The following is a 23,494-nucleotide window of genomic DNA, read 5'->3' as shown; positions in this document are numbered from 1 at the left end:
CAGCCGCGGTGCGAGTCGGGGCCCGGTCCGGCCTCCGGGCGGAGCCGTACAGTGGGGCCCATGAGGTTCTACGAGACGCGGCCGACACACGACCTGACCTACTCCGACGTCTTCCTCGTCCCGAGCCGTTCCGGCGTGACGAGCCGCTTCGACGTCGACCTCGCGTCGAACGACGGCAGCGGTGCGACGATCCCGATCGTGAGCGCCAACATGAACTCGGTCACGGGGCCGCGCCTCGCCGCGACCCTGGCGCGGCGCGGGGGCATCGGCGTCCTGCCGCAGGACATGCACCTGCAGGACCTCGACGCCGCGATCCGTTGGGTGAAGGACCAGCCGGTCGACTACGACACCGCCTACGACATGGGCTCGTCCACCACCGTCGCCGAGGCGCTCGAGCAGCTGCTGCCCGTCGCCGGTCGGGGCGTGGTGGTCCGCGACGCCGCCGGGGAGTACCTCGGGTGCGTCCCCGCCAGCCGGCTCGGCGACGCCGGTCCCGACGCGACGCTCGGCGACCTGCTGCACGGCGCCTCGACCGCGATCGACGCCGAGGACGCCGGCACGCCCCGCCACGTCTACGACGTGCTGAGCGGCGCCGAGGTCGACTTCGCGCCCGTCGTGCGGCACGGCAAGGTCGTCGGCACCACGAGCCGGACCAGCGCCATCCGCTCGGACATCTACACGCCGGCCGTCGACGTCTCGGGTCGTCTGCGGGTCGCGGCCGCGATCGGCATCAACGGCGACGTCGCCGCCAAGGCGCAGGCCCTCGCCGCCGCCGGGGTCGACGTCCTCGTGCTCGACACGGCGCACGGCCACCAGGAGAGCATGCTCCGCGCGCTCCGCACCGTCGCGGGGCTCCGGCTCGGCATCCCGCTCGTCGCCGGCAACGTCGTCACCGCCGACGCCGTGGCCCACCTCGTCGACGCGGGCGCGGACATCATCAAGGTCGGTGTCGGACCCGGCGCCATGTGCACCACGCGCATGATGACCGCCGTCGGTCGGCCGCAGTTCTCCGCCGTCCTCGAGACCGCGGCGGCGGCGCGGTCTCTCGGCGCGCACGTCTGGGCCGACGGCGGGGTCCGGTATCCGCGCGACGTCGCCCTCGCCCTGGCGGCCGGTGCCTCGGCCGTGATGATCGGCTCGTGGTTTGCGGGCACCCTCGAAGCGCCGGGCGTGCTCCGTCGCGACGCCGCCGGCAAGGCCTACAAGGAGAGCTGGGGGATGGCGTCCGCCAAGGCCGTCCGCGAGCGCTTCGAGCGGCTCGACCCGTACGAGCGGGCCCGCAAGGAGCTCTTCGCCGAGGGGATCTCGTCGTCGACGATCTACCTCGACCCGGAGCGGCCGAGCGTCGAGGACCTGCTCGACATGATCACCACGGGCGTCCGGAGCTCCGCCACGTACGCCGGCGCGTCGTCGCTCGCCGAGTTCTCGGAGCGCGCGTTGGTCGGCATCCAGTCCGCCGCCGGCTACGAAGAGGGCAAGCCGCTCCCCGTCAGCTGGTAGCGCGCGCAGGCGGGTGCGGCCCTGCTCGCGACCACGAACGGACGGGAGGCCCGTGGCGGCGTTGCCACGGGCCTCCCGTCCGCCATCGCGAAAGCGACAGATCCCTGCGGAACGTTCGCGGGAATCTGTCGCCTTGGCGGAACTGGCGGAACTGGCGGTGCGGCTACCGGCGTCGGGTCGCGTCCTCGACCTCGCCGACGAGCTCCTCGAGGATGTCCTCGAGGAAGAGCACGCCGAGGGTCCGGCCGTCGGCGTCGAACGCCCGCGCGACGTGGCGGCCCGCGGCGCGCATGGTGGCCAGGGCGTCCTCGAGGTCCATCTCCGTGTAGAGCGAGATGAGCTGGCGGATGCGCTTCGGCGGCACCGGGTCGTCGAACTCGTCCGGCCGCAGGTCGATGACGTCCTTCACGTGCACGTAGCCCGTGGGGGAGCCGTCCTCGCCGACGAGCACGTACCGCGAGAACCCGCGCTGCGCCACCGCACGCTCGACGTCCGCCGGGGTGGCGTCCTCGGGCAGGGTGACGAGCTCGGCCATCGGCACGGCGACGTCGCGGACCTTCTTCTCGGTGAACTCGAACGCCAGGGCGAGCTTGCCGTCGTCGGTCAGGGTGCCCTCGCGGCGGGACTGCTCCACGATGGTCTGCACCTCTTCCACCGTGAAGGCGCTGACGGCTTCGTCCTTGGGCTCGACGCGGAACAGACGCAGCACGGCGTTCGCGACCTCGTTCAGGCCGACGATGACCCAGTGCAGGCCGTGGCCGATGTACCAGAGCGTCGGCACGAGCAGCAGCGCTGCGCGGTCCGGCATCGAGAACGAGATGTTCTTCGGGACCATCTCGCCGAACACCACGTGCAGGAACGAGACGAGCAGCAGCGTGACCACGAACGCCACGGTGCCGATGACCTCGACGCTCCAGCCCGTCAGGTGCAGCGGGACCTCGAGCAGGTGGTGGATCGCCGGCTCGGAGACGTTCAGGATGAGCAGCGAGCAGACCGTGATGCCGAGCTGCGTGGTCGCGAGCATGCGGGTGGCGTGCTCCATGGCCCACAGGGTCATCTGCGCGGCCTTGGAGCCTTCTTCTGCGCGCGGTTCGATCTGGGAGCGGCGGGCGGAGATGACGGCGAACTCGGCGGCGACGAAGTACGCGTTGCCGAGCAGCAGCACGAAGAGCCAGAAGATGCCCCACCAGTCTGAGCTCATCGCAGTTCCCCCTCGGAGCCAGAAGATGCCGCTGCGCCCGTCACGAAGTCGGAGCTCATCGGGTACTGCCCTTCGTGCCGGTCTTCGTGGACGGGATGATGATGGCGGTCGCCGCGGTGTCCGCCGGCGGGGGCGTCGGGGTCCACCGGATGCGGTCGATCCGGCGGCCGTCCAGGCGTTCGACCCGGAAGACACCGCTGTCGAGCGGGACCTCGTCACCGACGACGGGCAGGCGGCCGAGCGTCGACATGAGGAAGCCGCCGACGGTCTCGTACGGGCCGTCCTCCGGCACCTTCACGCCGGCGCGGTCCTCGAGCTCGTCGGGGCGCAGCAGACCGGGGAAGGTCAGCCAGTCGCGGGAACGGACCACGTCGATGCGCGCGCGGTCGTGCTCGTCGGAGACCTCGCCGACGATCTCCTCGATGAGGTCCTCGAGCGTGACGACCCCGGCGGTGCCGCCGTACTCGTCGACGACGATGACCATCTGGTAGCCGCGGCCGCGGACCTCGGCGAGCAGGGTGTCGCCCGGCATCGTCTCGGGCACGCGTTCGGCGTCGGTCATGAGTGCCCCGACGGGGACCTCCGGGCGCTTCTCGCGGGGGACGGCGACGGCCTGCTTCACGTGCACGATGCCGACGACGTCGTCCGCGTCCTCCTCGATGACGGGGAAGCGGCTGAAGCCGGTCTTGCGGGCGAGGGCGATGACGTCCTGCGCGGACTCGGACACCCGGATGGTGGAGAGCCGCGGGCGCGGCGTCATGACGTCGCTGGCGCTGAGCTCCGAGAACGAGATCGTCCGCTGGAGGAGCGTCGCGGTGTCCTGTTCGAGCGACCCCTCGGACGCCGAACGGCGGAGCAGCGAGGTGAGCTCCTCGGCGCTGCGAGCACCGGAGAGTTCCTCTTGCGGCTCGATGCCGATCGACCGCAGCACGGCGTTCGCGGTGCCGTTGAGCACCGCGACCGCCGGCTTGAACACGGTCGTGAAGGCGATCTGCAGCGGCACCACGAGCTTCGCGGTCTGCAGCGGCAGCGCGAGCGCGAAGTTCTTCGGCACGAGCTCGCCGAGGATCATCGACAGCAGGGTCGCGATGACGAGCGCGATGATCGATCCGACGGTCTCGACGATGCCCTCGGGCAGGTTCATCGCCAGGAACGGCGCCTCGAGCAGCTTCGCGATGGACGGCTCGAGCAGGTAGCCGGTGAGCAGCGTGGTCAGCGTGATGCCGAGCTGCGCACTCGACAGGTGCGTCGAGGTGACCTTCAGCGCCCCGATGACGGGTGCGAGGCCCGGCTCACCGCGGTCGCGACGGGCTTCGACGTCGGCGCGGTCGAGGTTGACCAACGCGAACTCGGACGCGACGAAGACGCCGGTGCCGAGTGTAAGCAGGATGCCGCCGACGAGCATGACGATGTCGATCGGACTCATGATTCACCCCCGTCCGCGCACGGGGATGACGTGCAGCTCACCGAGTGAGCGGCGGATGAGTGAGGCGAAGAACTATTCGGGGGATCGTCCACAGTGCTGCCAATCGTACTGCCTGCCCGAGGGACCGACCGAGAATCCGTTCAGGAAGACCGCGCGTCTACGCCGTGACCCGCGCGCGGTGGTACTGCTGCGGCTCGTAGTCGACGGTGACGCCGAGCTCGACGGCCACGCGCAGCGGGAACCCCGGGTCGCGCAGGAACTCGCGGCCCACCATCACCACGTCGGCCTGTCCGGTCGCGACGATCTGCTCGGCCTGGAAGCCCTCGGAGATCATGCCGACCGCGATGGTGCCGATGCCGGCGTCGCGCTTGATCGCCGCGGCGTGCGGCACCTGGTAGCCGGGGCCGACCGGGATCGGCGCGCTCGCGACGTTGCCGCCGGTCGAGACGTCGGCCAGGTCCGCGCCGTGCTCCGCCGCCCACCGGGCGACCTGCGTGGTCTCGTCGAGCGTGAGCCCGCCGTCCACCCAGTCGGTCGCCGAGAAGCGCACGACGATCGGGAAGCCCTCGCCGACCTCGGCACGGACGGCGTCGACGACCTCGAGCAGTGCCCGGGCGCGGTTCTCGAGCGACCCGCCGTACTGGTCGGTGCGGTGGTTGCTCAGCGGCGAGAGGAACTGGTGCAGCAGGTACCCGTGGGCGGCGTGGATCTCGACCAGGTCGAACCCGGCCTCGACGGCGCGGCGAGCGGACTGCGCGAACGCCAGTGCGACGACCCGGATGTCCTCGGTCTCCAGCTCTCGCGGGACGGCGTAGCCGTCGAAGGCCACGGCGGACGGGGCGACGGTGGACCAGCCGCCCTGGTCGGCCGGGACCGAACCGTGCTCGGACTCCCACGGGCGGAACGTCGACGCCTTGCGGCCGGCGTGTGCGAGCTGGACACCGGCGGCAGCACCCTGCGCGTGCAGGAAGTCGACGATCGGCTTGAAGGCATCGCGCTGCTGGTCGTTCCAGAGCCCGAGGTCCTGTGGGCTGATCCGGCCCTCCGGCACCACGCCGGTCGCCTCGACGACCACCGCACCGGCGCCGCCCTTGGCGAAGCCGCCCAGGTGGACGAGGTGCCATGCGGTCGGCACGCCGTCCTGCTCCTCGGCCGAGTACTGGCACATCGGGGAGACCCAGATGCGGTTGCGGACCGTCAGGTCGCGGATGGTGATCGGCTCGAACAGGGCGTGCGTCACGCGGGACTCCTCAGGGGACGGGCGCCGGCTCGGCCGCGAGTTCCGTCAGGAACGACCGCAGTGACGCCGACGACGTGTAGTGGTGGCCGACCGCCCCGATCGCTTCCGCGCCGGTGGCGTTCTCGGCCCTGTTGTCCACGAACACCATCTGCTGCGGCTCGATTCCCAGACGCGCGCACGTGTCGCGGTAGATGGATGCGTCGGGCTTCAGGACGTGCTCCTCGGCGCTCACCACCACCGTCTCGAACAGCGAGCCCATCGGGGAGCGTCGGTACGGGTCACCGAAGTCGAAGCCGGCGTTCGACAGCAGCGCCACCCGGGTCCCCGCGTCGTGCAGCTCCTCGACGATCGCCAGGGTCTCCGGCTCGACCTCGAACCACCCGGTGAAGTCGACGGCCCAGAACCGGTGGATGTCCGTGATGCTCCAGGTCCGCCCGACGCGCTCGCCGATCGCCCGCCAGTACGCCACGACGGACAGGTCGCCGCGGTCGAGGTCGTGGCGGAGCTCCTGGTAGACGGGGAACAGCTCGTCGGCCGGCACCCCGGTCAGCTCGACGAGGGCGTCGCGCGACGCGTGCGGCGTCCGGCTGATCACCTCGCCGTAGTCGAAGACCACCACGCGACCAGGCAGGAACAGGCTCATGCGCTCCACCGTAACGTGGGGCCGGTGAACGACTTCGTGCCCGTCCGACCGTCCGATGCCGCCGCGTGGGTCACCGCGCCGACGGGGGAGTCCACCAAGTACCGCCGTGGGGTGCTCGGCATCGCGACCGGCTCGGACCAGTACCCGGGTGCCGCGGTGCTCGGGGTCGACGCCGCGGTGCACACCGGTGTCGGCATGGTCCGGTACGTCGGGCCGTCGCGGGCGTCGGACCACGTCCTGGCCCGTCGCCCCGAGTCCGTCGCCGGCGTCGGTCGGGTGCAAGCCTGGCTCGTCGGCTCGGGCATCTCGGCGTCGTCGCTCGGTGACCTGGACGACACGACCGCCTCGGCCTTCACGCGCGCTTCGGACGACGGCGTCCCGGTCGTGGTCGACGCGGGCGCGATCCCGCTCGTCGACCTCGGCCCGCTCGCCGTCCTGACCCCGCACGCGGGGGAGCTCGCGTCGTTGCTCGGCGTCTCCCGCGAGTCGATCGAGCAGGACCCGGCCGCCGCGGCGCTCCGTGCGGCCGAGCAGACCGGCAGCGTCGTGCTGCTCAAGGGCGAGCGCACGCACGTGGTCACGCCCGACGGGTCGGTCCGGTTGGTGGCGTCGTCGGCGACGCCGTGGCTCGCCGCCGCCGGCGCCGGGGACGTGCTCGGCGGGGTGCTCGGCGCGCTCGTGGCGTCGCGGCAGGGCTCCGTCGAGGCGGCTGGTTCGTCGCTGACGCCGTCGGACCTCGCGCACCTGGCCGCGTCGGCCGCGGTGGTGCACGGGCTCGCGGCGCGGCGGGCGTCCGGCGGCGGGCCGTTCCCGATGACCGGGCTCATCGGCGAGCTGCCCGGGGTCGTGCGGGACCTGGTCGTGGACGGCGACGCGCGCGGGTAGCGGTCGGTGCGCGGCGACGCAGCACGACAGCGTCGACGTCGCACGACATCAGTGATGTCGCCTGTTGCGGACGCCGCGTGACGACTTCCTCGTTGTCGTGCGACGACGAGGAAGTCGTTCTTTGCGTGCGCCGGTGGTTGCACACGCGCGGTGACGACATGGTCGACGTCGTACGACATCGAGTTCGTCCTTCCTTGCCCACGCGCATGGTTGCACACGCGCGGTGACGACAGCATCGACGTCGTACGACATCGAGTTCGTCGTTCCTTGCCCACGCGCATGGTTGCGGGCGCGGGGTGACGACATGGTCGACGTCGTGCGACATCGGTCGTGTCGCCTGTTGCAGACGAGAGCGGGGACGGACGGGAGGCCCGGTGCCAGCTGGCACCGGGCCTCCCGTCCGCTCGTGCGCACGTCACGGGCGTGACGCGCGTCGCGGACGTCAGCTCGCGGGGGTCGCGTGCACCAGGAACTCGACCGTGCCGGAGTCGTCGACCTTCACGAAGCCGAGGCTCGGCGCCTGCACGCCGTAGTCCGAGAACGTGACCGGGATCGAGCCGGAGATGTCGACGCCGTCGCCGTTCAGGCCGACCTGCAGGTCTGCGGTGACGTCCTTCGTGACGCCGTGCAGCGTGAGCTTGCCGGCAGCGGTGACCTTCGTCGTGTCCGAGCCGCTCGGGACCGCGTCGGCGATCGGCTCGGAGAGTTCGAACGTGGCCTCGGGGAAGGCGGCGGTGTCCATCGCGGAGTCGCGGAAGTAGGAGTCGCGCTGGTCGGAGTCGGTGGCGATGTCGGCGACCTGCACCGTGATCGTCGCCTTCGTGATGCTCGTGCCGTCGACGGTGGCGGTGCCGGAGACGCTGTCGGTGCGGCCGGTGACGGTGACGTCGGAGCCGTTGAGGACCTCGTGCAGGCGGTAGCCGGCCTCGGAGTCGCCGCCGACCGTCCACGCGCCGGACAGGTCGGAGTCGTCGAGGGTGGAGGCCTGTCGGCTGGCGGCCACGGACGGTGCCGCTGACGCCTTCGCGTTCTCGTTGCTCGTGTAGACGTTCGTCGCGACGATCGCCCCGATGACGCCGAGCACGACGACGGCGGCGATGACGGAGATCCAGATGACGGCCTTGCGGCGCTTGCGCGGGGTTTCGGTGGTCACGAGCAAGACGGTGACACGTCATGGTTGGGGGAGCCTGGGATTCGCTGCCGGTTCGGGTGCGCTCGCTGCCGGTACGCTCGTCCGGTGCGCAGGACCGGGAACCCGTGGATCGAACGCGTCGGGTTCGTCCTGGCGTTCGCCGCCGTGCACGCGGCGCTGTGGTGGCTGACCGCGATCTCGGCGAACCTGCCCCTCGGCGACGTCACCATCACCTACAGCCGGTGGATCGAGACCGGGCGGAGCGCGGACTTCTGGGTCGGGATCGACGGCGAGTGGGTCTACCCGATCCTGGCGATCGTGCCGATGGCCGCCGCAGCACTCGGTGGGATCGCGTCGATCGGCTCCGGGTGGCTGCTGCTGATGGTGCTGCTCGACGCCGTCGCGTGTGCCTTCCTGTGGCGGTTCCGGGCGCGTGGCGCGTTCGGCTCGCGTGCGGACGGCTCGTCGGCGCGCGGCGTGCGCGTCGTGTGGTGGTGGCTCGCCTTCCTGCTCGCACTCGGGCCGATCGCGCTCGGTCGCATCGACACGGTGGCGACGGTGTTCGCGTTGGTCGGGGTGGCCTTCGTCGCCTCGCGGCCGGCGGTCGCCTCGGCGCTGTTCACCGCCGGTGCGTGGACGAAGGTCTGGCCGGCCGCCCTCGTCGCCGTGCTGCTGCTCCTGCGCAAGGGGCACCGCCGCGGTGTGCTGGCCGGTGCCCTCGTGCTCAGCGCGCTCATCGTGCTCGTCGACGTGCTCTGGGGCGGAGCGCCGTACCTGCTGTCGTTCATCGGCGAGCAGACCGGCCGAGCGCTGCAGATCGAGTCGCCGCTCGCGACGCCGTTCATGTGGGCGGCGGCGTTCGGGGCTCCTGGTGCGGCCGTCTTCTACAACCAGCAGATCCTGACGTTCGAGGTCTCCGGTGCCGGCACGCACGCCGCTGCCGCGGTCTCGACGCCGCTGATGGCCCTCGTGGTCGTCGCCGGTGTCGTGCTCGCGCTGTGGGCAGCCCGCCGTGGCGCTCGTCGGGCCGAGCTCGCGCCCGTGCTCGCGCTGCTGTTCGTCGCCGCGCTCATCGCCACCAACAAGGTCGGGTCTCCGCAGTACATCGGGTGGCTCGCCGTGCCGATCGTGTGGGGGCTGGCCGCCGGGACGCCGAGTGTGCGCCGGTTCGTGCCGATCGCGATCGCCGCACTGCCCACCGCTGTGCTGACGCAGCTGGTCTACCCGGCGTACTACGACCAGGTGCTCACGCTGCAGCCGTGGATGCTCGTGGTGCTGACGCTGCGGAACGTGCTCGAGGTGGCGGTCCTTGCGTGGACCGTGGTCGAGCTGGTGCGTATGGGCCGGGGCGCGGGCAGGATGGACGCATGATCGTCGCCTTCTCCGTTGCTCCGTCCGGTGGTCCCTCCGAACAGGCGGACGGCTCCGTGCACGATGCCGTCGCCGCGGCCGTGCGGGTGGTCCGCGAGAGCGGCCTGCCGAACCGGACGTCGTCGATGTTCACCGAAATCGAGGGGGAGTGGGACGAGGTCATGGACGTCGTCAAGCGCGCCACCGAGGCCGTCGGCGCCTACGGCACGCGGGTGTCGGTCGTGCTCAAGGCCGACATCCGACCTGGCCACACCGGCGAGATCGACGGCAAGCTCGAGCGGCTCGAGGCTGCGCTCGGCGAGTAGCGCTCAGCGGCCGGCGCTGTCGCTCGGCGCTGTCGCTCGGCGCTCGTGTTCGGCGCTGTCGCTCGGCGCTCGCGCTCAGCGCTTGTCGCGCCGCCGTGCCCGGGTCCGCCGGCGCGGGTCCGGCCCGAGCACCACGAACACCGTCAGCAGCGCGATGCCGGCGAGCGCCGCGATGAGCACGACGACCATGCCCATCGGGTCGGTGGCGTCCTCGCAGTTCGCGGGCGCACCGGCGACGCAGGAGGCGATCACGGTGGCAGCGAGGGTCACGTGCTCATTGAACAACGAGGGCCCGCACGACACGCCGATACCCTCCCGCGGATGTCGGTGGTCGGGTGTCTCATGGCCCCTGTCGAGCCACATCCGGTGGCCCCGAGACGACGAGGAGCGCGTGATGACCCACGACGGCTGGTGCCCCGACTGCGACCTGCGAACGGTCGTCATCGACACGGACGAACAGGGCGAGAACGCCTGGGCCACGTGCGCCGAGTGCGGCGCCGGCTGGACGCACCGCGACGAGCTGCCCGAACTCGCTCCTGCATCGACGCGTCCCGCCCACGCGGAGCGTCAGGCGGCCTGACCCGGTTCACCTCGGGTACGACCGGGCCAGCCCGGTGCGACCCGAGATGGCCGCGCACGGCGACTTCCGTTCGGCCTTTGGAGCGGTCTACACTGCTCGGACCGGATGGTCGTCGCCACCCGGACCGTCCCGTTCGCTGCTGAACCCGGACCGGCACCCCGTTCGGGCGTGGCCGCGCTGCCGATCGGCACGTGCGCCGCGACGACCACGGGACGCCTCCGTCACCACCGTCGCCCAGGCGACACCGTCCAGCCGACACCCCGATCCGACGCCGCCCGTGCAGGACGTCGTCCGAGAACAGGCCCCATGTCACAGCTCACGCCTGCGCGTCGCACCGCCGCGCTCATCTCGCTCGCCCTCGGCGGCTTCGCCATCGGGTCGACCGAGTTCGTCGCGATGGGCCTGCTGCCGAACATCGCGCAGGCACTGCTGCCGCAGCAGTACGGCCTCGACCCGGATGCCGGCATCGCGCACGCGGGCTGGCTCGTCAGTGCCTACGCCCTCGGTGTCGTCGTCGGTGCTCCCACCATCGCGGCGATGTCGGCGAAGTTCCCGCGAAAGGGCCTGATCCTCGTGCTGCTCGTCGGGTTCGTCCTCGCGACGATCGCGAGCGCGCTGCTGCCGTCGTTCGGCCTGGTGCTCGTCGCCCGGTTCGTGGCGGGTCTGCCGCACGGCGCCTACTTCGGCATCGCCTCGATCGTCGCGGGCGACATGATGGGCCCGGGCAAGCGCGGCAAGGGCATCGCGATGGTGCTGCTCGGCCTGTCGGTCGCGAACGTCGTCGGTGTCCCCGCGATCACCTGGGTCGGCCAGCTCGCCGGGTGGCGGATCGCCTACGGCGTCGTCGCCGCACTGTTCGCGCTCACGTTCCTCGCCGTCGCGGCCTTCGTGCCGAAGAGCGCCCGTGACGAGCACGCGACCATCGGCCGGGAGCTCCGCGCCTTCCGTGTGCCGCAGGTCTGGATCGTGATGGGCCTCGGCGCCGTCGGGTTCGGTGGGTTCTTCGCCGTCTACTCGTACATCTCGCCGCTCGTGCAGAACGTCACCGGCATGCCGGAGTCGTTCGTGCCGATCGTCCTGGTGGTCGTGGGCATCGGCATGGTCGTCGGCGGTGTGCTCGGCGGACACCTCGCCGACCACAGCGTGAAGCGCACGATCTACTTCGGCATGTTCTCGCTCATCGGAGCCCTGCTGCTCACGGTGCTGACCGCGCAGTGGCTCTGGGGCATGCTGCTCGGCGCCTTCCTGCTCGGTGCGACCTCGTCGGCGATCCCGCCGGCGGTGCAGTCCCGCCTGATGGACGTCGCCGGCGACGCCCGGACGATCGCCGCGGCGCTCAACCACTCGGCGTTCAACATCGGCAACTCGCTCGGCGCGGCACTCGGCGGTGCGGTCATCGCTGCCGGCTTCGGGTTCGTCGCACCGGGTTGGCTCGGCATCGTCCTCGCGCTGCTCGGCGTCCTCGTCACGATGTTCAGCTACTCGGTCGAGCGTCGCACCACGCGCCGTGCCGCGCTTCGCTCGCCGTCGCCGAGCACCGGCCCGATCACCGCGCCGGTCCCCATCCACTGATCGCGCGCGGGCGCCGCCAGCGCAGTTCGCGAAAGCGACAGTCTGCCGCGAACTGTTCGCGGCAGACTGTCGCCTTCGTGGAACGGACCGCCGGCATCCGCGCCACAGTGTCGCTGTGGCGGGACAGACCGCAGGCCGGTCCCGATCCACTGACCGCGCGCAGTGGGCGCGCCCACGCGTCGGACGGGAGGCCCGTGGCGACGCCGCCACGGGCCTCCCGTCCGACGTGGTGTTGCGGCAGACCGCCCACGGTGAGCAGAAATGGTCGGTTCCCGTGATGGGACCCGACCATTTCTGCTCACGAAACGGGCAAGCGCCCACGTGCGCCGCGCGCTACAGGCCCAGCGGGCCGCCGTCCTGCACGATGATGCCGTCGGTGATCGCCCGCTTCCGGAGCGCGACCTTCGTGCCCACGTCGAAGCCTGCGACGCGGTACTTCTCGCGGATGCGCTTGAGGTAGCTCTTCGCGGTCTCCTCGGAGATGCCGAGCTGGTACGCGACGCTCTTCACGGGCTCGCCGCCGCCGTACAGGGCCATGACGCGACGCTCCTGGGCGCTGAGCTTCGGGACGCCACCGACGTCGCCGCTGTTGATGGCCAGGTCGAGCTCGGCGGAGACGTACTGCTCGCCGCGCTGGGCGGAGCGGATCGCCTCGACGATCATGTCGGCGTCCTCGCTCTTCACCAGGTAGCCGAGGGCACCGGCCGCCAGGGCCTCGCGCACGACGTTCGGCTCCGAGTAGGTGCTCATCACGACGGTCTTCACGCCGGCGGTCTTGAGGGTCGAGATCTTCAGCGACACCGGGATGGAGTCCTTGAGGTCCAGGTCGAGCAGCACCACGTCCACCGGGAACGCCGGGCTCGTCAGGAGCTCGGGCCAGGTCGTGACCGCGGCCACCAGCGTGATGTCGTCGGCGGCGCTCCGGATCCACTCCGTGAGCGCGCCGAGGAGCATCCTGTGGTCGTCGACCAGTGCGAGTCGGATGGGTTCCTCTGGAGTCGCCATGCGGGCGTCCTTTCTCGGGGGCAGTTCGTGCCCGATCCTAGGAGGGAGGGGCACGTGGCACGGGCAGGCTGTCCGGGTGTCCGGCAGCTACATCGACGGATGTCGGTCCACGACGCAGTGGGCGACGATGTGGAGCGCGCCGTCGCGGACGGTCTCGGTGTACGGACCGATGCGTTGCAGGGCGCTCCAGGCGGTGGGGCCGAGGCGTCGGCGCTGGACGCCGCGCGACTCGATCACGACCGGCACGTCCATCCGCTCGTCGGTGACGGGGTGGCCGTCGGACCCGACCGGGCCGAGCGTGACCGAGACGACCGGCAGGCCAGGGGTGGCGGTGCGGCCGTCGCCGACCATCTGCCACAGGGCCTGCAGCAGCCCGTCGCGCTGGGCGGGCGAGAGGTGTCCGGCGAGGGCGCCCGGGTCGGCGACGCTCACCGAACGGCCGAGGTGGTCGGACTCCGTGATCGCGTGGTACAGCCAGGTCTCGCGCCGGCCCTCGATGAGGTGCAGGCGGAGCTCGGTCGCGAGCGAGGCCGCGACGGAGCTCGAGGCGTCCGACAGCGGAAGGGGATCGGTGCCGTTCGCGACGGCGTCGAGCAGCTTCTCGGCGGCCAGGTCGAGTCGGGCGAGCTCGTCCGAGGCGAGCATGCCGACCGCGAACTGCGGCGCCTGCACGTTGCTCTGCACGAGCACCCGGTCGAGTTCCCGCTGCACGAGCTGCCGGAACCGCTGCACCACGTACAGGGCGATCGACGGGGGCACGACGACCAGGGCGAGCAGGGACACGATGCCCGGCAGCGTGTCGTTGGTGATCGGGGTCGAGGCGACGCTCATGCCGACGAACGCCAGGCCGAGCACCGCGATGGCGGCGGCGACCTCGCGGGCGGGTCGGAGCGTGGCGATCGGCAGGAGCGCGAAGCCCGCGGCGATCGACGCCGATGCCGTGTGGGCGATGTCGTGCTCGGGCCAGATGCCGATGAAGTCGAGGGTCACGACGCACGCCAGCACGACGCAGATCAGCACGAAGGCCAGCCCGGTCAACCGCTCGCCGTAGGTCAGCACGCTCAGGCCGACACCGACCGCGGCGACGATGTAGAGCATCCAGGCGGCTGCCGGCAGCCACGGGTCAGAGAAGTCGGACCAGCGGACCAGGAAGTACACGATGCCGGAGACGGCCTCGATGGCGGTGAGCACCGCGGCGCCGAGGCCGAGGTACCCGGCTCCGAGCGAGGCGCCGGGCTTGGCGGCCTGGCGGAGCGACCGTGCGCCGGTCGAGGTGGAGGGGAGCCCGCGGGCCTGCCGACGCTCGCTGGTGCGGTAGCGCTCGCGCGCCTCGCGACGGGTGCGGGGCGGCTGCTGACCGGTGGACTCGCCGGGAAGGCCGCGGCTGATGGTGTCCTCGGGGACCCGGGTCATCGCGGTGCCTCCAGGACGACGGTGGTGCCGGAGCCCGGCGCGGAGAAGAGCTTGGCGTCGCCGCCGACCTCGCGCAGCCGGCTCACGACGCTCTCCTTGAAGCCGAGTCGTTCGGCGCTGACGGTGGTCAGGTCGAACCCGACGCCCGAGTCCGTGACCATGGCGCGCACCATGTCGTTGTCGTGGACGATCGTGACGTGCGCCTCGCCGACACCGGCGTGCCGGCGGACGTTCTCGAGGCACTCGCCGAGCGCGAGCAGGAAGGCGTCGAGCACGTGCGACGGCAGCAGCACCTGGCCAGTGCCGTGCCAGCTGACCTCGAGGCCCATCCGCCCGAAGCGCTGCTTCACCGACTCGAGGGTCTGGCCGAGCGGCGACTCCTCTTCGCGGGTGAGCGAGTAGTCGCCGGACTGCGACGGCTGCGGGGTCGCGCCGAGTCGCAGGTGGCGGAGGAGTCTGGCGTCCTCGGCGGCCTGCTCGCGCATGGCCTGCTCGGAGACCCCGACGCCGGAGTGGGCGAGGAGCGTGAGCGTCGCGAGGACCGTGTCGTGCAGCAGCCGCGCACCCTGCCGCCGCTGTGCCTCGGTCTCGCTGGCCTGCCGTTCGGCGCGGTGCGCGGTGCCGATGCTGTAGATCCGTCGGGCGACGCGGGGGATACTGCGCGAGATCCACACGGCCACGACCGCGATGAGCACCCAGCCGAGCAATGCGCCGCTGACGGGCGTCGACAGGAACCCGCCGGTGGCCCACACCATCACGACGACGACGATCGCGCCGGTGCCGATCGTGAGCCCGAGGCCGAACGGCTGGCCGCGCTGCGCCATCAGCGGGGCGGAGAGCGAGCCGCCCGCGAGCGGCATGACGGCGCTGGCGACGAGCGGGCGGACCGACTCGTCCACGCCGGAGAACAGCAGCGCGAGCGAGGCCAGCCCCGTGACGAGGATCGCGGCGGTCCACCACACGGTCCCGCTGCGGCCGAAGAACACGAACGCGGCGACCATCGCGGCGATGCACAGCAGGGCGCCCACGAGTGGCAGGGCGGAGACCGCGGCGGCGGAGACCACGCCGACGACGCTGATGAGCGCGCAGACGATGCCCACGACACGGGTCGTCGCCCGCAGCAAGCGGTCGCGTTCCTGTGCGATGAATTCCATCGATGTCCTGGTTGGTGACGAGCTGGTGTGACGGGTCGTGCGGGGAAACCGAGCCTCGTTCAGTCCGGGCTCGCAGCCATCCAACCACGGGCGACACCCGTTGGGGGGTGTTCGGCGCGCCGTGCCGCGCGTGCCGTCACACACCGGTGCGTGCCGCCGCGGGTGCCGTGCGTGCCGCCGCCGCCCCGGTGCGTGCCGCGGCCCCTGTGCGTGCCGCCGCCCCGCCGCGTGCCGTGTCGCGCTCAGCCGTCGAGCAACCGCCGCAGGTGCGCGCCGACCTGCTCGTGCTCGATGAGGAACCCGTCGTGCCCGAACTCACTCTCGATCACCGCGGCCGTGTCACCGTCGAGCGTGTCCGGCACCCCCGCGGCGATCCGGTGCTGGTCCTCGATCGGGAACAGCCGGTCACTCGAGATCCCCACGACGAGCGTGCGGGCCGTCACGAGTTCGAGCGCGGCAGCGACACCGCCCCGCCCGGCCCCGACGTCGTGGGAGTCCATCGCGTGCGTGAGGGTGATGTACGACGACGCGTCGAAGCGCCGGGTGAACTTGTTGCCGTGGAAGTCGAGGTAGCTCTCGACCGAGAACCGCCCGTCGTCGCCGAGCGGGGACACGTCGCTCTGCCACGACCGGGCGAACCGGCCGTTCAGCTCGTCGGACGCCCGGTAGGTCATCAACGCCATCCGCCGCGCGAGCGCCAACCCGCGGTGCGGGCCCTCGCCGGCATCGGCCTCGTAGTAGTCGCCGCCCGCGAACGCCGGGTCCATCTGGATCGCCGAGCGCTGCAGGGAGTTCGCCGCGATCTGGTCCGCCGTCGTCTGCGCCGTCGATGCCAGCACCGCCAGCCGCTGGACGCGTGCGGGGTGCGACACCGCGAACTCGAGGGCGTGCATCCCGCCCATCGACCCGCCGACGACGGCCGCGAACACGTCGATGCCGAGTCGGTCGGCGAGTTGGCGCTGCACCTCGACCTGGTCGCGCACGGTGACGAACGGGAAGCGCGAGCCCCACTCGACCCCGGTGGGTGCCACCGACGACGGCCCGGTCGTACCCTGGCAGCCGCCGAGCATGTTGGGCGCGATCACGAACCAGCGGTCGGTGTCGATCGCCAGGCCGGGGCCGACGACGTCGCCCCACCAGCCGGCGGTGCGGTGCCCCGGACCGGGTGCGCCCGCGACGTGCGAGTCCCCGGTCAGCGCGTGGAACAGCAGGACGGCGTTGTCGCGCGCCGTGTTGAGCGTGCCCCACGACTCGTACGCCACCCGCACGGCCGGCAGCCGCCCGCCGCGCACCCACTGCTCGCCGAGGGATGCGAAGTGGCGCGCACCCGGGTGGTCGCCGGGGCGCCAGGCGCCGGTGACCGGCGGCTTGCCGATGGTGCCGAGTTCGGCACCGGGCACCAGGGTGGACGGCACGGAGTCCTCGGGGGTCGTCTGCCAGTCCATGGTGCGTCCAGTCTGCCGGGAGGCGCGGGTCGCCGCCGCCGTGTTACGTCACGCCCGCCCCGTGGCCGGGTCGCGGGCCGCGCTCGCGTCGTCCTGGTCCGGGCGTCTGCGGGCGGGTGCGCGGGCGGGTGCGCGGGCGGGTGCGACAACGTCGACGTCGTACGACCTCGAGGAAGTCGCACGGCCGCGTCGGCAACTGTTGCACGGGCGGTGAGACGACAAGGTCGACGTCGTGCGACGTCGACCTTGTCGTTCCGAGTCGGTGCCCGGGCGGGAGGAACGCTAGGCGCGCTGCCCCTCCTGCGACACCGCACGGGCCGCGGCGAGCCCGGCCTCGAGGTCGGCCTTCAGGTCCTCGATGTTCTCGATGCCGACGGACAGGCGCACCAGGCCCGGCGTGACCCCGGTGGTGAGCTGCTGCTCGGGCGTGAGCTGCGAGTGCGTGGTCGACGCCGGGTGGATCACGAGCGAGCGCACGTCGCCGATGTTCGCCAGGTGCGAGAACAGCTGCAGGTTGTCGACGAACGCCTTGCCCGCGGGCACCCCGCCCTTGAGCTCGAACGACAGCACGGCGCCGACGCCCTTCGGCGCGTACCGGTTCGCCGCGGCGTACCAGGGCGACGTCGGGAGGCCGGCGTACGCGACGGTCGCGACGTCCGGGTGCTGGTCGAGCCACTCGGCGATCTCCTGGGCGTTCGACACGTGGCGCTCGATGCGGAGCGACAGGGTCTCGATGCCCTGCAGGAGTGCGAACGCAGTGTCCGCCGAGTTCGACGCCCCGAGGTCGCGGAGCAGCTGCACGCGGGCCTTCACGATGTAGGCGAGCTCGTTGCCGACGGCCTCGGCGAAGACCGCGCCGTGGTACGACGGGTCGGGCGTGTTGAACTCCGGGAACTTGTCCGGGTGCTGCGACCAGGCGAACTTCCCGCCGTCGACGATGATGCCGCCGATGACGGTGCCGTGGCCGCCGAGGAACTTCGTCGCCGAGTGCACGACGATGTCGGCCCCGTGCTCGAACGGACGGATCAGGTACGGCGTCGCGATCGTGTTGTCGACGATCAGCGGGACGCCGGACTCGTGCGCGACGTCGCTGACGCCGGTGATGTCGAGGACGTTGATCCGCGGGTTGCCGATGGTCTCGGCGAAGAAGAGCTTCGTGTTCGGGCGGACGGCGCGGCGCCACTCCTCGAGGTCGTCCTGGTCCTCGACGAACGTGGTCTCGATGCCGAGCTTCGCCAGCGTGTACTTGAACAGGTTGTACGTGCCGCCGTAGATGGACGACGACGACACGATGTGGTCGCCCGCACCCGCGATGTTCAGCACGGCGTACGTCTCCGCCGCCTGGCCGGACGCCACGAGGAGTGCGCCGCTGCCGCCCTCGAGTGCCGCGATGCGCTGCTCCACGACGTCGTTCGTCGGGTTCATAATGCGGGAGTAGATGTTGCCCGGCTTGGCGAGGGCGAACAGATCGCGGGCCTCGTCCGAGTTCGCGAAGACGTACGAGGTCGTCTTGTAGATCGGGGTGGCGCGGGCGCCCGTGGTCGGGTCCGGCTGTGCGCCGGCGTGGACCTGCGTGGTCTCGAACCGCCACTGCGCGGCGTCGTGCTCGGTCATCTTGGTGCTCCTGTCCGGTGCGGCTGGGTGATGGGTTCGGGTGAGCTCGAGCGGGCCACGCCGGCCGGTCCCGAGCAGACGCGCCAGCGGCTGGTCGGCCGTGCCCGGTGGGGATGCTGCTTTGCGTCGGGTGTCACGGTACGCAGGTGGCCGGGCCCGCACCACCGCACCCGCCTTCGGACGTAACGCGCGCGCCCGACGCGCCACGGGCCTCCCGTCCGTCCGTCCGCACCGTGCTGTCACCGTCGGACGGTGCGAGGTCGGTGGTGCGGTGCGGCGCTGCCGCGCCGCACCGAACCGGCAAGCTCGCACCGGCCGGAGGAACGCGCACGGTGCGAGGTGGCACCGCTACGCCGCGTCGCGACGGAACAGCCAACCGACGTTCGGTTCGAGCAGCCAGCGCATCCCGCGCCGCACGAAGGGCTGCGCCAGGAAGAGGCTGACCGCGCAGGCGATCGCGACCATCAGGAGCACGAACGGCCACGCGGAGTGCGGACCGGCGAGCACGCCGGACTCGCGGATCGGGTAGAGCACGAAGGTGTGCAGCAGGTACACGTACATCGTCGCCGCACCGAACTGCGTGAGCCAGATGTTCCGGCGGGGGATGAGCACCAGGAACGACGCGGTCAGCAGTGTCGCGAGCAGCATCAGGCCGAAGCGGACGGCACCCGCCCACCAGGCGTCCTCGCCGAGACCCGAGTACGAGTCGTCGTAGAAGAACCAGTGGTGCAGGTCGAACTCCTTGAACTGCGGGATCCACACCGCGCACGACACGGCCCACGCGGCGAACACGACACCGGCGGCGACGCGCACCCGCACCACGGTGCGACGCGAGGCCTCGTACCAGCGGTCGAAGAGCCCCCACTGCTTGACCTGCCACCCGAGCAGGAAGAACGGGAGCAGGCTGATCGCACGGGACAACGACAGCGTGGAGTCGACGTTGTCGAAGTAGCCGACGCCGATGCTGAACACGACGGCCCAGAACAGCGGCCACCGCAGCTGCGCCAGGTACGGCAGGATCAGCTTGAAGATGCCGAGGGCCAGCAGGAACCACAGGGTCCAGGTCGGCTGCGTCGGGTTGAAGTCCTTGCCGCCCTCGACGATGCCCTGCACCACCGTCCAGATCGTCTGCATGATGATGTACGGCACGACGATGTCGGTGATCGTCCGGCGCATGCGCTTCGCCGTCGGGGTGTCGGCCGACGAGAAGTAGCCGCTGATCACACCGAACGCGGGCATGTGGAACGCGTAGATGAACGTGTAGAGCGCCAGGGCGTGCTCGCTCGCGGTCGTCTGGCGCTGGATCGCGTGGCCGATCACCACGAGGGTCACCGCGACGAACCGCGCGGTGTCCCACATCGGGATACGGCGCGGTGCCCGGCCGGGTTCGAGCTGCGTCGCCGGGGCCGAGGGTGCGGGAGGGGCGGCATCCGTCGTCATCGTCGGTCACGTTACCGGATCGTGACCTGGGAGGGTCGGTACGGTGGGGACCGGGGCGAGCAGTCGTCCCGACAACGGGGCGATCCGTTGCCCCGACAACGGGGCGATCCGGGGCCCCGACACCGACGCAGGAGGCATATCACATGGCAGCACGGCGCGCAGTCGTCACCGGAGCGAGCTCGGGCATCGGGGCGGCCACGGTCCGGCTGTTCTGCTCGCGGGGCTGGGACGTGCTCGCCGTCGCCCGCCGGGCGTCGAAGCTCGAGGCGCTCGCCGCGGAGACCGGGGCCGAGGTCCTGGTGGCGGACATCACGAGTGCTGCCGACGTCGAGGCGCTCGCCGCCCGCGTCGCCGAGCTCGGCGGCGCCGACGTCCTCGTCAACAACGCCGGCGGCGCGTTCGGCTCGGCCAGCGTCGAGGAGTCCGACGTCGACGACTGGCGGGCCATGTTCGAGGTGAACGTGATCGGCACGAAGCGCGTCGTCGCCGCGCTGCTGCCGCACCTGCGGGACCGTGCGCGCGACACCGGGGGAGCGGACATCGTCACGGTGACGAGCACGGCCGGCTTCGTGGCGTACGAGAACGGCGGTGGCTACAACGCCGCGAAGTTCGCCGAGCACGCCCTGGTCGGGGCGCTCCGGCTCGAGCTGAACGGCGAGCCGATCCGCGTCGTCGAGATCGCCCCAGGGCTGGTGAAGACCGACGAGTTCGCGCTCACCCGCTTCCGCGGCGATGAGCAGAAGGCCGCCGCGGTCTACGACGACGTGCCGGACCCGCTCGTCGCCGACGACGTCGCCGAGGCGATCGTGCACGCGGTGGAACTGCCGCCGCACGTGAACCTCGACCTCGTCACGATCCGACCGGTCGCGCAGTCGGCGCAGCACAAGCTCGCGCGCGGGACGCTCACGCCGCGCTGATCGCCTGCGCAGCGCCCGGGCGGTGGCCACGGGTCGCGGGCGCGGGGTCCCTGCCGGTACCGTGGACGGATGCCGATCAGCAGCGAACCCGAGCCCACGGCCCCGGCTCAGTCGACCGTGACCGTGACGAGCGGGCCCGAGGTGCTCGGATGGCTGGAATTCGGTGACGCCGCACGCCTGCTCGCGAAGGACGTGCTGTCCTCCGGCTTCGAGCCCGAGGTCGTCGTCGCAGTGGCCCGCGGCGGGCTGATCATCGCCGGTGCCGTGGCCTACGCGCTCGGCACCAAGGAGTGCGGCTCGATCAACGTCGAGTTCTACACCGACGTCGAGCAGCGCCTGGACGAGCCCGTCGTGCTCGCACCCGCGCTCGACGCCCCGAGCCTGGCCGGCAAGCGCGTGCTCGTCGTCGACGACGTGTCGGACTCCGGTCGGACCCTGCGCCTGGTGGTCGACATCATCCGGAACGCCGGTGCCGACGTCCGCAGCGCCTGCCTGTACTCGAAGCCCGGCACCGTCCTCGAGCCCGACCACGTGTGGCGCCGGGTCGACGGCTGGATCACGTTCCCGTGGAGCGCCCTCGCGCCGGTGACGGCCGAGTCGTGAGCATCCACCTCGTCGGCGGCGGACTCTTCGCCGCCTCGGACGCCGCAGCGCCCTTCCTCGCCGAGGCCACCGCGCGCTCGGCCGCCGTCGGCCGGACGGTCCCGCGCATCGCCCTGCTCTCCGTCGCCGGCCCGGACGGCGGCAGTCCGTCGTCGACCGCCGACATCGCCGAGGTGCTCGGCGGTGCCCGCGCGGCCGAGGTCGTCGTCACCGAGGTCGCGGCCGGCCAGGTGTTCGACACGACCGTCCTGAGCGACGTCGACGCGCTCGTCGTCGGTGGCGGCGTCACCCCCGACTACCTGGGCGCGATCGCCCCACTCGTCGACCAGATCCGGTTGCTCGTCGCCGACGGCCTGCCCTACCTGGGCTACTCGGCCGGTGCGATGATCGCCGCCGACCGCGCGCTCGTGGGTGGCTGGCGCATCGGCGGCGTCGAGATCTGCCCCGAGGGGGCGTCTGAAGGACTCGACGAGGTCGAGCTCCGCGAAGGGCTCGGCCTGGTCGACCTGACCATCGACGTCCACGCGGTACAGGCCGGCACCCTCGCCCGCCTGATCGCGAGCGCCGAGGCGGAGTTCGTCACTGCGGGCCTGGCGATCGACGAGGACACCGCCCTCGTCGTCGGCGAGGGCGCGCTCGAGGTCCGGGGCACCGGCAGCGTCTGGCGGGTCATGGCCGGCGAGGAGTCGGTGGCCGTCGCCACGATGGGCGCGTAGCCGTCGTGGAACCACGACCGCTCGCCGACCTGGTCGACCCGGGCTGGGCGTCGGCGCTCGCTCCGGTGGAGGCCGACGTGCACCGCATGGGTGCCTGGCTCCGTGACGAGACAGCGGCTGGCCGCACCTACCTGCCGGCCGGCGCCGACGTGCTCCGGGCCTTCACCACGCCGTTCGACGCCGTGAAGGTGCTCGTGGTGGGGCAGGACCCCTACCCGACGCCGGGCAACCCGATCGGGCTGTCGTTCGCCGTCGACCCGGCAGTTCGTCCGGTGCCGCGCAGCCTGGCGAACATCTACAAGGAGCTCAGTGCCGACGTCGGCGTGACCCCGCCGGCGCACGGTGACCTGCGCGCGTGGTCGGACCAGGGCGTGCTGCTGCTCAACCGTGTGCTCACGGTCCGTGCGGGCGACGCCGGCAGTCACCGCGGCAAGGGCTGGGAAGCCGTCACCGACCAGGCCGTCCGCGCACTCGTCGCCCGGGGGACCCCGCTCGTCGCCGTGCTCTGGGGCGCGCAGGCCGCGTCCGTCCGGCCGCTGCTCGGCGACACCCCGGTGGTGGCTTCGGCGCACCCGAGCCCGTTGAGCGCGTCGCGGGGCTTCTTCGGCAGCCGGCCGTTCTCGCAGGTCAACGCGCTGCTGCAGGAACAGGGCGCGGCGCCGGTCGACTGGTCGCTGCCCGCTCAGTAGGCTCGGCACGTGCTCGAGGAGGAATACCAGCGACGGCGGGTCCTGCCGCGACACCTGCGTGCCCGGCCGGCGAGCGAGACCGCGTTCGAGTACCGGATCCGTGCCGCCGAGGCGAGCGACCTGCCCGACGTCCGTGAGATCCACACGCACTACGTCCGCAACTCGTCGGTGACCTTCGACCCGTCGGCGTTCACCTTCGCCCGGTGGAAGCAGCGCTACGACGACATCCGGAAGCGCAAGCTGCCCTTCCTGGTGGCCGAGAACCCCGCCGGACAGATCCTCGGCTACGCGCTCGTGGACGCCTGGAACCCGCGCGACCGGTCGAACCGGGTCGTCGAGGACTCGATCTACCTCGGAGCGGCCTCGGGTGGCAAGGGGCTCGGCCGTGCACTCATGGAGGCCCTGCTCGACGAGTGCCGGTCCGCCGGGGTCCGCGAGGTCGTCGCCGTGATCGCCGACCGGCAGGCCGAGGCCTCGATCCGCCTGCACGAGCGGCTCGGCTTCGAGGAGGTCGGCCGGATGGGCAAGGTCGGCTACAAGTACGACCGGTGGCTCGGCACGGTGACGATGCGCCTGCGGTTGCGCGGACCCCGCCTCTTCGCGCGCAAATAGTCGGTCCGTCGTCCGTCGTCGTTCGGTCGCG

23 protein-coding genes are annotated in these 23,494 nt (G+C 71.8%); 11 read left to right on the top strand and 12 right to left on the bottom strand.

Going from position 1 to position 23,494, the window contains the following annotated elements; all coding sequences use genetic code 11:
- The first annotated feature begins 60 nt into the window (after window positions 1-60).
- Entirely contained in the window at window positions 61-1,500 is a 1,440-nt protein-coding gene (locus tag EDF40_RS12845) for a GuaB1 family IMP dehydrogenase-related protein (protein WP_123339809.1), read from the top strand.
- 163 nt (window positions 1,501-1,663) lie between these two features.
- Here EDF40_RS12845 and EDF40_RS12840 read toward each other — a convergent pair whose 3' ends face one another.
- From EDF40_RS12840 to EDF40_RS12825, 4 genes are all read right to left on the bottom strand, one after another.
- The gene (locus EDF40_RS12840; protein ID WP_123294216.1) at window positions 1,664-2,701 is read right to left on the bottom strand and encodes a hemolysin family protein; all 1,038 of its coding nucleotides are present in this window, start codon (window positions 2,699-2,701) and stop codon (window positions 1,664-1,666) included.
- 55 nt (window positions 2,702-2,756) lie between these two features.
- Window positions 2,757-4,127: a hemolysin family protein gene (locus EDF40_RS12835; RefSeq protein ID WP_123339808.1), complete on the bottom strand. Its 1,371-nt coding sequence runs from the start codon at window positions 4,125-4,127 to the stop codon at window positions 2,757-2,759.
- Window positions 4,128-4,284: 157 nt separating this feature from the next.
- Window positions 4,285-5,367, bottom strand: a complete 1,083-nt coding sequence (locus EDF40_RS12830; RefSeq protein ID WP_123339807.1) for an NADH:flavin oxidoreductase/NADH oxidase — start codon at window positions 5,365-5,367, stop codon at window positions 4,285-4,287.
- A 10-nt stretch (window positions 5,368-5,377) separates the two neighbouring features.
- Window positions 5,378-6,010 carry an HAD family phosphatase gene (locus tag EDF40_RS12825; RefSeq protein WP_123339806.1) on the bottom strand — a complete coding sequence of 211 codons (633 nt, stop codon included), beginning with the start codon at window positions 6,008-6,010 and terminating at the stop codon, window positions 5,378-5,380.
- 24 nt (window positions 6,011-6,034) lie between these two features.
- Here EDF40_RS12825 and EDF40_RS12820 point away from each other — a divergent pair, with 24 nt between their 5' ends.
- Window positions 6,035-6,895, top strand: a complete 861-nt coding sequence (locus EDF40_RS12820; protein WP_123339805.1) for an ADP/ATP-dependent (S)-NAD(P)H-hydrate dehydratase — start codon at window positions 6,035-6,037, stop codon at window positions 6,893-6,895.
- A gap of 442 nt (window positions 6,896-7,337) precedes the next feature.
- Here EDF40_RS12820 and EDF40_RS12815 read toward each other — a convergent pair whose 3' ends face one another.
- Complete coding sequence (locus EDF40_RS12815) at window positions 7,338-8,048, bottom strand: YceI family protein (protein ID WP_185003028.1); 711 nt, start codon at window positions 8,046-8,048, stop codon at window positions 7,338-7,340.
- A gap of 84 nt (window positions 8,049-8,132) precedes the next feature.
- Here EDF40_RS12815 and EDF40_RS12810 point away from each other — a divergent pair, with 84 nt between their 5' ends.
- Both EDF40_RS12810 and EDF40_RS12805 read left to right on the top strand, forming a co-directional pair.
- Window positions 8,133-9,398, top strand: coding sequence for a glycosyltransferase 87 family protein (locus EDF40_RS12810; protein WP_123339804.1), 1,266 nt, complete (start codon window positions 8,133-8,135; stop codon window positions 9,396-9,398).
- On the top strand, window positions 9,395-9,703 hold the full coding sequence (locus tag EDF40_RS12805; protein WP_123339803.1) for a thiamine-binding protein: 309 nt from the start codon (window positions 9,395-9,397) through the stop codon (window positions 9,701-9,703). The genes EDF40_RS12810 and EDF40_RS12805 overlap by 4 nt, the downstream gene beginning before the upstream one ends.
- Before the next feature lie 75 nt (window positions 9,704-9,778).
- On the opposite strand, the gene EDF40_RS12800 is transcribed toward EDF40_RS12805, so the two are convergent.
- On the bottom strand, window positions 9,779-9,973 hold the full coding sequence (locus tag EDF40_RS12800) for a hypothetical protein (protein ID WP_123339802.1): 195 nt from the start codon (window positions 9,971-9,973) through the stop codon (window positions 9,779-9,781).
- A 124-nt stretch (window positions 9,974-10,097) separates the two neighbouring features.
- Here EDF40_RS12800 and EDF40_RS12795 point away from each other — a divergent pair, with 124 nt between their 5' ends.
- Window positions 10,098-10,283, top strand: coding sequence for a hypothetical protein (locus EDF40_RS12795; RefSeq protein WP_123339801.1), 186 nt, complete (start codon window positions 10,098-10,100; stop codon window positions 10,281-10,283).
- A 306-nt stretch (window positions 10,284-10,589) separates the two neighbouring features.
- Window positions 10,590-11,855 carry an MFS transporter gene (locus tag EDF40_RS12790; RefSeq protein WP_123339800.1) on the top strand — a complete coding sequence of 422 codons (1,266 nt, stop codon included), beginning with the start codon at window positions 10,590-10,592 and terminating at the stop codon, window positions 11,853-11,855.
- A 333-nt stretch (window positions 11,856-12,188) separates the two neighbouring features.
- Here the strand turns inward: EDF40_RS12790 and EDF40_RS12785 are convergent, their stop codons facing one another.
- The 6 genes from EDF40_RS12785 to EDF40_RS12760 all read right to left on the bottom strand — a co-directional run bounded on the left by EDF40_RS12785 (window position 12,189) and on the right by EDF40_RS12760 (window position 19,926).
- On the bottom strand, window positions 12,189-12,860 hold the full coding sequence (locus tag EDF40_RS12785; protein ID WP_111086410.1) for a response regulator transcription factor: 672 nt from the start codon (window positions 12,858-12,860) through the stop codon (window positions 12,189-12,191).
- A gap of 87 nt (window positions 12,861-12,947) precedes the next feature.
- Window positions 12,948-14,273 carry a hypothetical protein gene (locus tag EDF40_RS12780; RefSeq protein ID WP_123339799.1) on the bottom strand — a complete coding sequence of 442 codons (1,326 nt, stop codon included), beginning with the start codon at window positions 14,271-14,273 and terminating at the stop codon, window positions 12,948-12,950.
- Window positions 14,270-15,427, bottom strand: coding sequence for a sensor histidine kinase (locus tag EDF40_RS12775; RefSeq protein ID WP_123339798.1), 1,158 nt, complete (start codon window positions 15,425-15,427; stop codon window positions 14,270-14,272). The genes EDF40_RS12780 and EDF40_RS12775 overlap by 4 nt, the downstream gene beginning before the upstream one ends.
- A gap of 242 nt (window positions 15,428-15,669) precedes the next feature.
- Entirely contained in the window at window positions 15,670-16,872 is a 1,203-nt protein-coding gene (locus tag EDF40_RS12770) for a homoserine O-acetyltransferase (RefSeq protein WP_123339797.1), read from the bottom strand.
- 282 nt (window positions 16,873-17,154) lie between these two features.
- Complete coding sequence (locus EDF40_RS12765) at window positions 17,155-18,486, bottom strand: bifunctional o-acetylhomoserine/o-acetylserine sulfhydrylase (protein WP_111086406.1); 1,332 nt, start codon at window positions 18,484-18,486, stop codon at window positions 17,155-17,157.
- Window positions 18,487-18,834: 348 nt separating this feature from the next.
- Entirely contained in the window at window positions 18,835-19,926 is a 1,092-nt protein-coding gene (locus EDF40_RS12760; RefSeq protein WP_123339796.1) for an acyltransferase family protein, read from the bottom strand.
- Window positions 19,927-20,069: 143 nt separating this feature from the next.
- Between EDF40_RS12760 and EDF40_RS12755 the strand changes: the two genes are divergently transcribed.
- The 5 genes from EDF40_RS12755 to EDF40_RS12735 all read left to right on the top strand — a co-directional run bounded on the left by EDF40_RS12755 (window position 20,070) and on the right by EDF40_RS12735 (window position 23,463).
- Window positions 20,070-20,843 (top strand): SDR family oxidoreductase, encoded by a 774-nt coding sequence (locus tag EDF40_RS12755; protein WP_123339795.1) that lies wholly within the window; start codon window positions 20,070-20,072, stop codon window positions 20,841-20,843.
- 69 nt (window positions 20,844-20,912) lie between these two features.
- Window positions 20,913-21,446, top strand: coding sequence for a phosphoribosyltransferase (locus tag EDF40_RS12750; RefSeq protein ID WP_173168683.1), 534 nt, complete (start codon window positions 20,913-20,915; stop codon window positions 21,444-21,446).
- Window positions 21,443-22,162, top strand: coding sequence for a Type 1 glutamine amidotransferase-like domain-containing protein (locus tag EDF40_RS12745; protein ID WP_123339911.1), 720 nt, complete (start codon window positions 21,443-21,445; stop codon window positions 22,160-22,162). The genes EDF40_RS12750 and EDF40_RS12745 overlap by 4 nt, the downstream gene beginning before the upstream one ends.
- Window positions 22,163-22,167: 5 nt before the next feature.
- The gene (locus EDF40_RS12740) at window positions 22,168-22,851 is read left to right on the top strand and encodes a uracil-DNA glycosylase (RefSeq protein WP_123339794.1); all 684 of its coding nucleotides are present in this window, start codon (window positions 22,168-22,170) and stop codon (window positions 22,849-22,851) included.
- 9 nt (window positions 22,852-22,860) lie between these two features.
- The gene (locus EDF40_RS12735) at window positions 22,861-23,463 is read left to right on the top strand and encodes a GNAT family N-acetyltransferase (protein WP_123294233.1); all 603 of its coding nucleotides are present in this window, start codon (window positions 22,861-22,863) and stop codon (window positions 23,461-23,463) included.
- Window positions 23,464-23,494 lie beyond the last annotated feature (31 nt).

Origin of the sequence: Curtobacterium sp. PhB170 (assembly GCF_003752345.1) — a bacterium.
Taxonomy (GTDB): Bacteria; Actinomycetota; Actinomycetes; order Actinomycetales; family Microbacteriaceae; genus Curtobacterium.
Note: the sequence above shows the minus strand (reverse complement) of the source record. Positions and strands in the feature narration are given on the sequence as shown.

Bases quoted from the DNA above. Each gene is read 5' to 3' on its own strand.
- EDF40_RS12835 (WP_123339808.1), bottom strand. From the start codon at position 4,127: ATGAGTCCGATCGACATCGTCATGCTCGTCGGCGGCATCCTGCTTACA.
- EDF40_RS12785 (WP_111086410.1), bottom strand. From the start codon at position 12,860: ATGGCGACTCCAGAGGAACCCATCCGACTCGCACTGGTCGACGACCAC.
- EDF40_RS12770 (WP_123339797.1), bottom strand. From the start codon at position 16,872: ATGGACTGGCAGACGACCCCCGAGGACTCCGTGCCGTCCACCCTGGTG.
- EDF40_RS12795 (WP_123339801.1), top strand. From the start codon at position 10,098: ATGACCCACGACGGCTGGTGCCCCGACTGCGACCTGCGAACGGTCGTC.
- EDF40_RS12760 (WP_123339796.1), bottom strand. From the start codon at position 19,926: ATGACGACGGATGCCGCCCCTCCCGCACCCTCGGCCCCGGCGACGCAG.
- EDF40_RS12755 (WP_123339795.1), top strand. From the start codon at position 20,070: ATGGCAGCACGGCGCGCAGTCGTCACCGGAGCGAGCTCGGGCATCGGG.
- EDF40_RS12840 (WP_123294216.1), bottom strand. From the start codon at position 2,701: ATGAGCTCAGACTGGTGGGGCATCTTCTGGCTCTTCGTGCTGCTGCTC.
- EDF40_RS12750 (WP_173168683.1), top strand. From the start codon at position 20,913: ATGCCGATCAGCAGCGAACCCGAGCCCACGGCCCCGGCTCAGTCGACC.
- EDF40_RS12790 (WP_123339800.1), top strand. From the start codon at position 10,590: ATGTCACAGCTCACGCCTGCGCGTCGCACCGCCGCGCTCATCTCGCTC.
- EDF40_RS12805 (WP_123339803.1), top strand. From the start codon at position 9,395: ATGATCGTCGCCTTCTCCGTTGCTCCGTCCGGTGGTCCCTCCGAACAG.
- EDF40_RS12775 (WP_123339798.1), bottom strand. From the start codon at position 15,427: ATGGAATTCATCGCACAGGAACGCGACCGCTTGCTGCGGGCGACGACC.
- EDF40_RS12765 (WP_111086406.1), bottom strand. From the start codon at position 18,486: ATGACCGAGCACGACGCCGCGCAGTGGCGGTTCGAGACCACGCAGGTC.
- EDF40_RS12845 (WP_123339809.1), top strand. From the start codon at position 61: ATGAGGTTCTACGAGACGCGGCCGACACACGACCTGACCTACTCCGAC.
- EDF40_RS12780 (WP_123339799.1), bottom strand. From the start codon at position 14,273: ATGACCCGGGTCCCCGAGGACACCATCAGCCGCGGCCTTCCCGGCGAG.
- EDF40_RS12825 (WP_123339806.1), bottom strand. From the start codon at position 6,010: ATGAGCCTGTTCCTGCCTGGTCGCGTGGTGGTCTTCGACTACGGCGAG.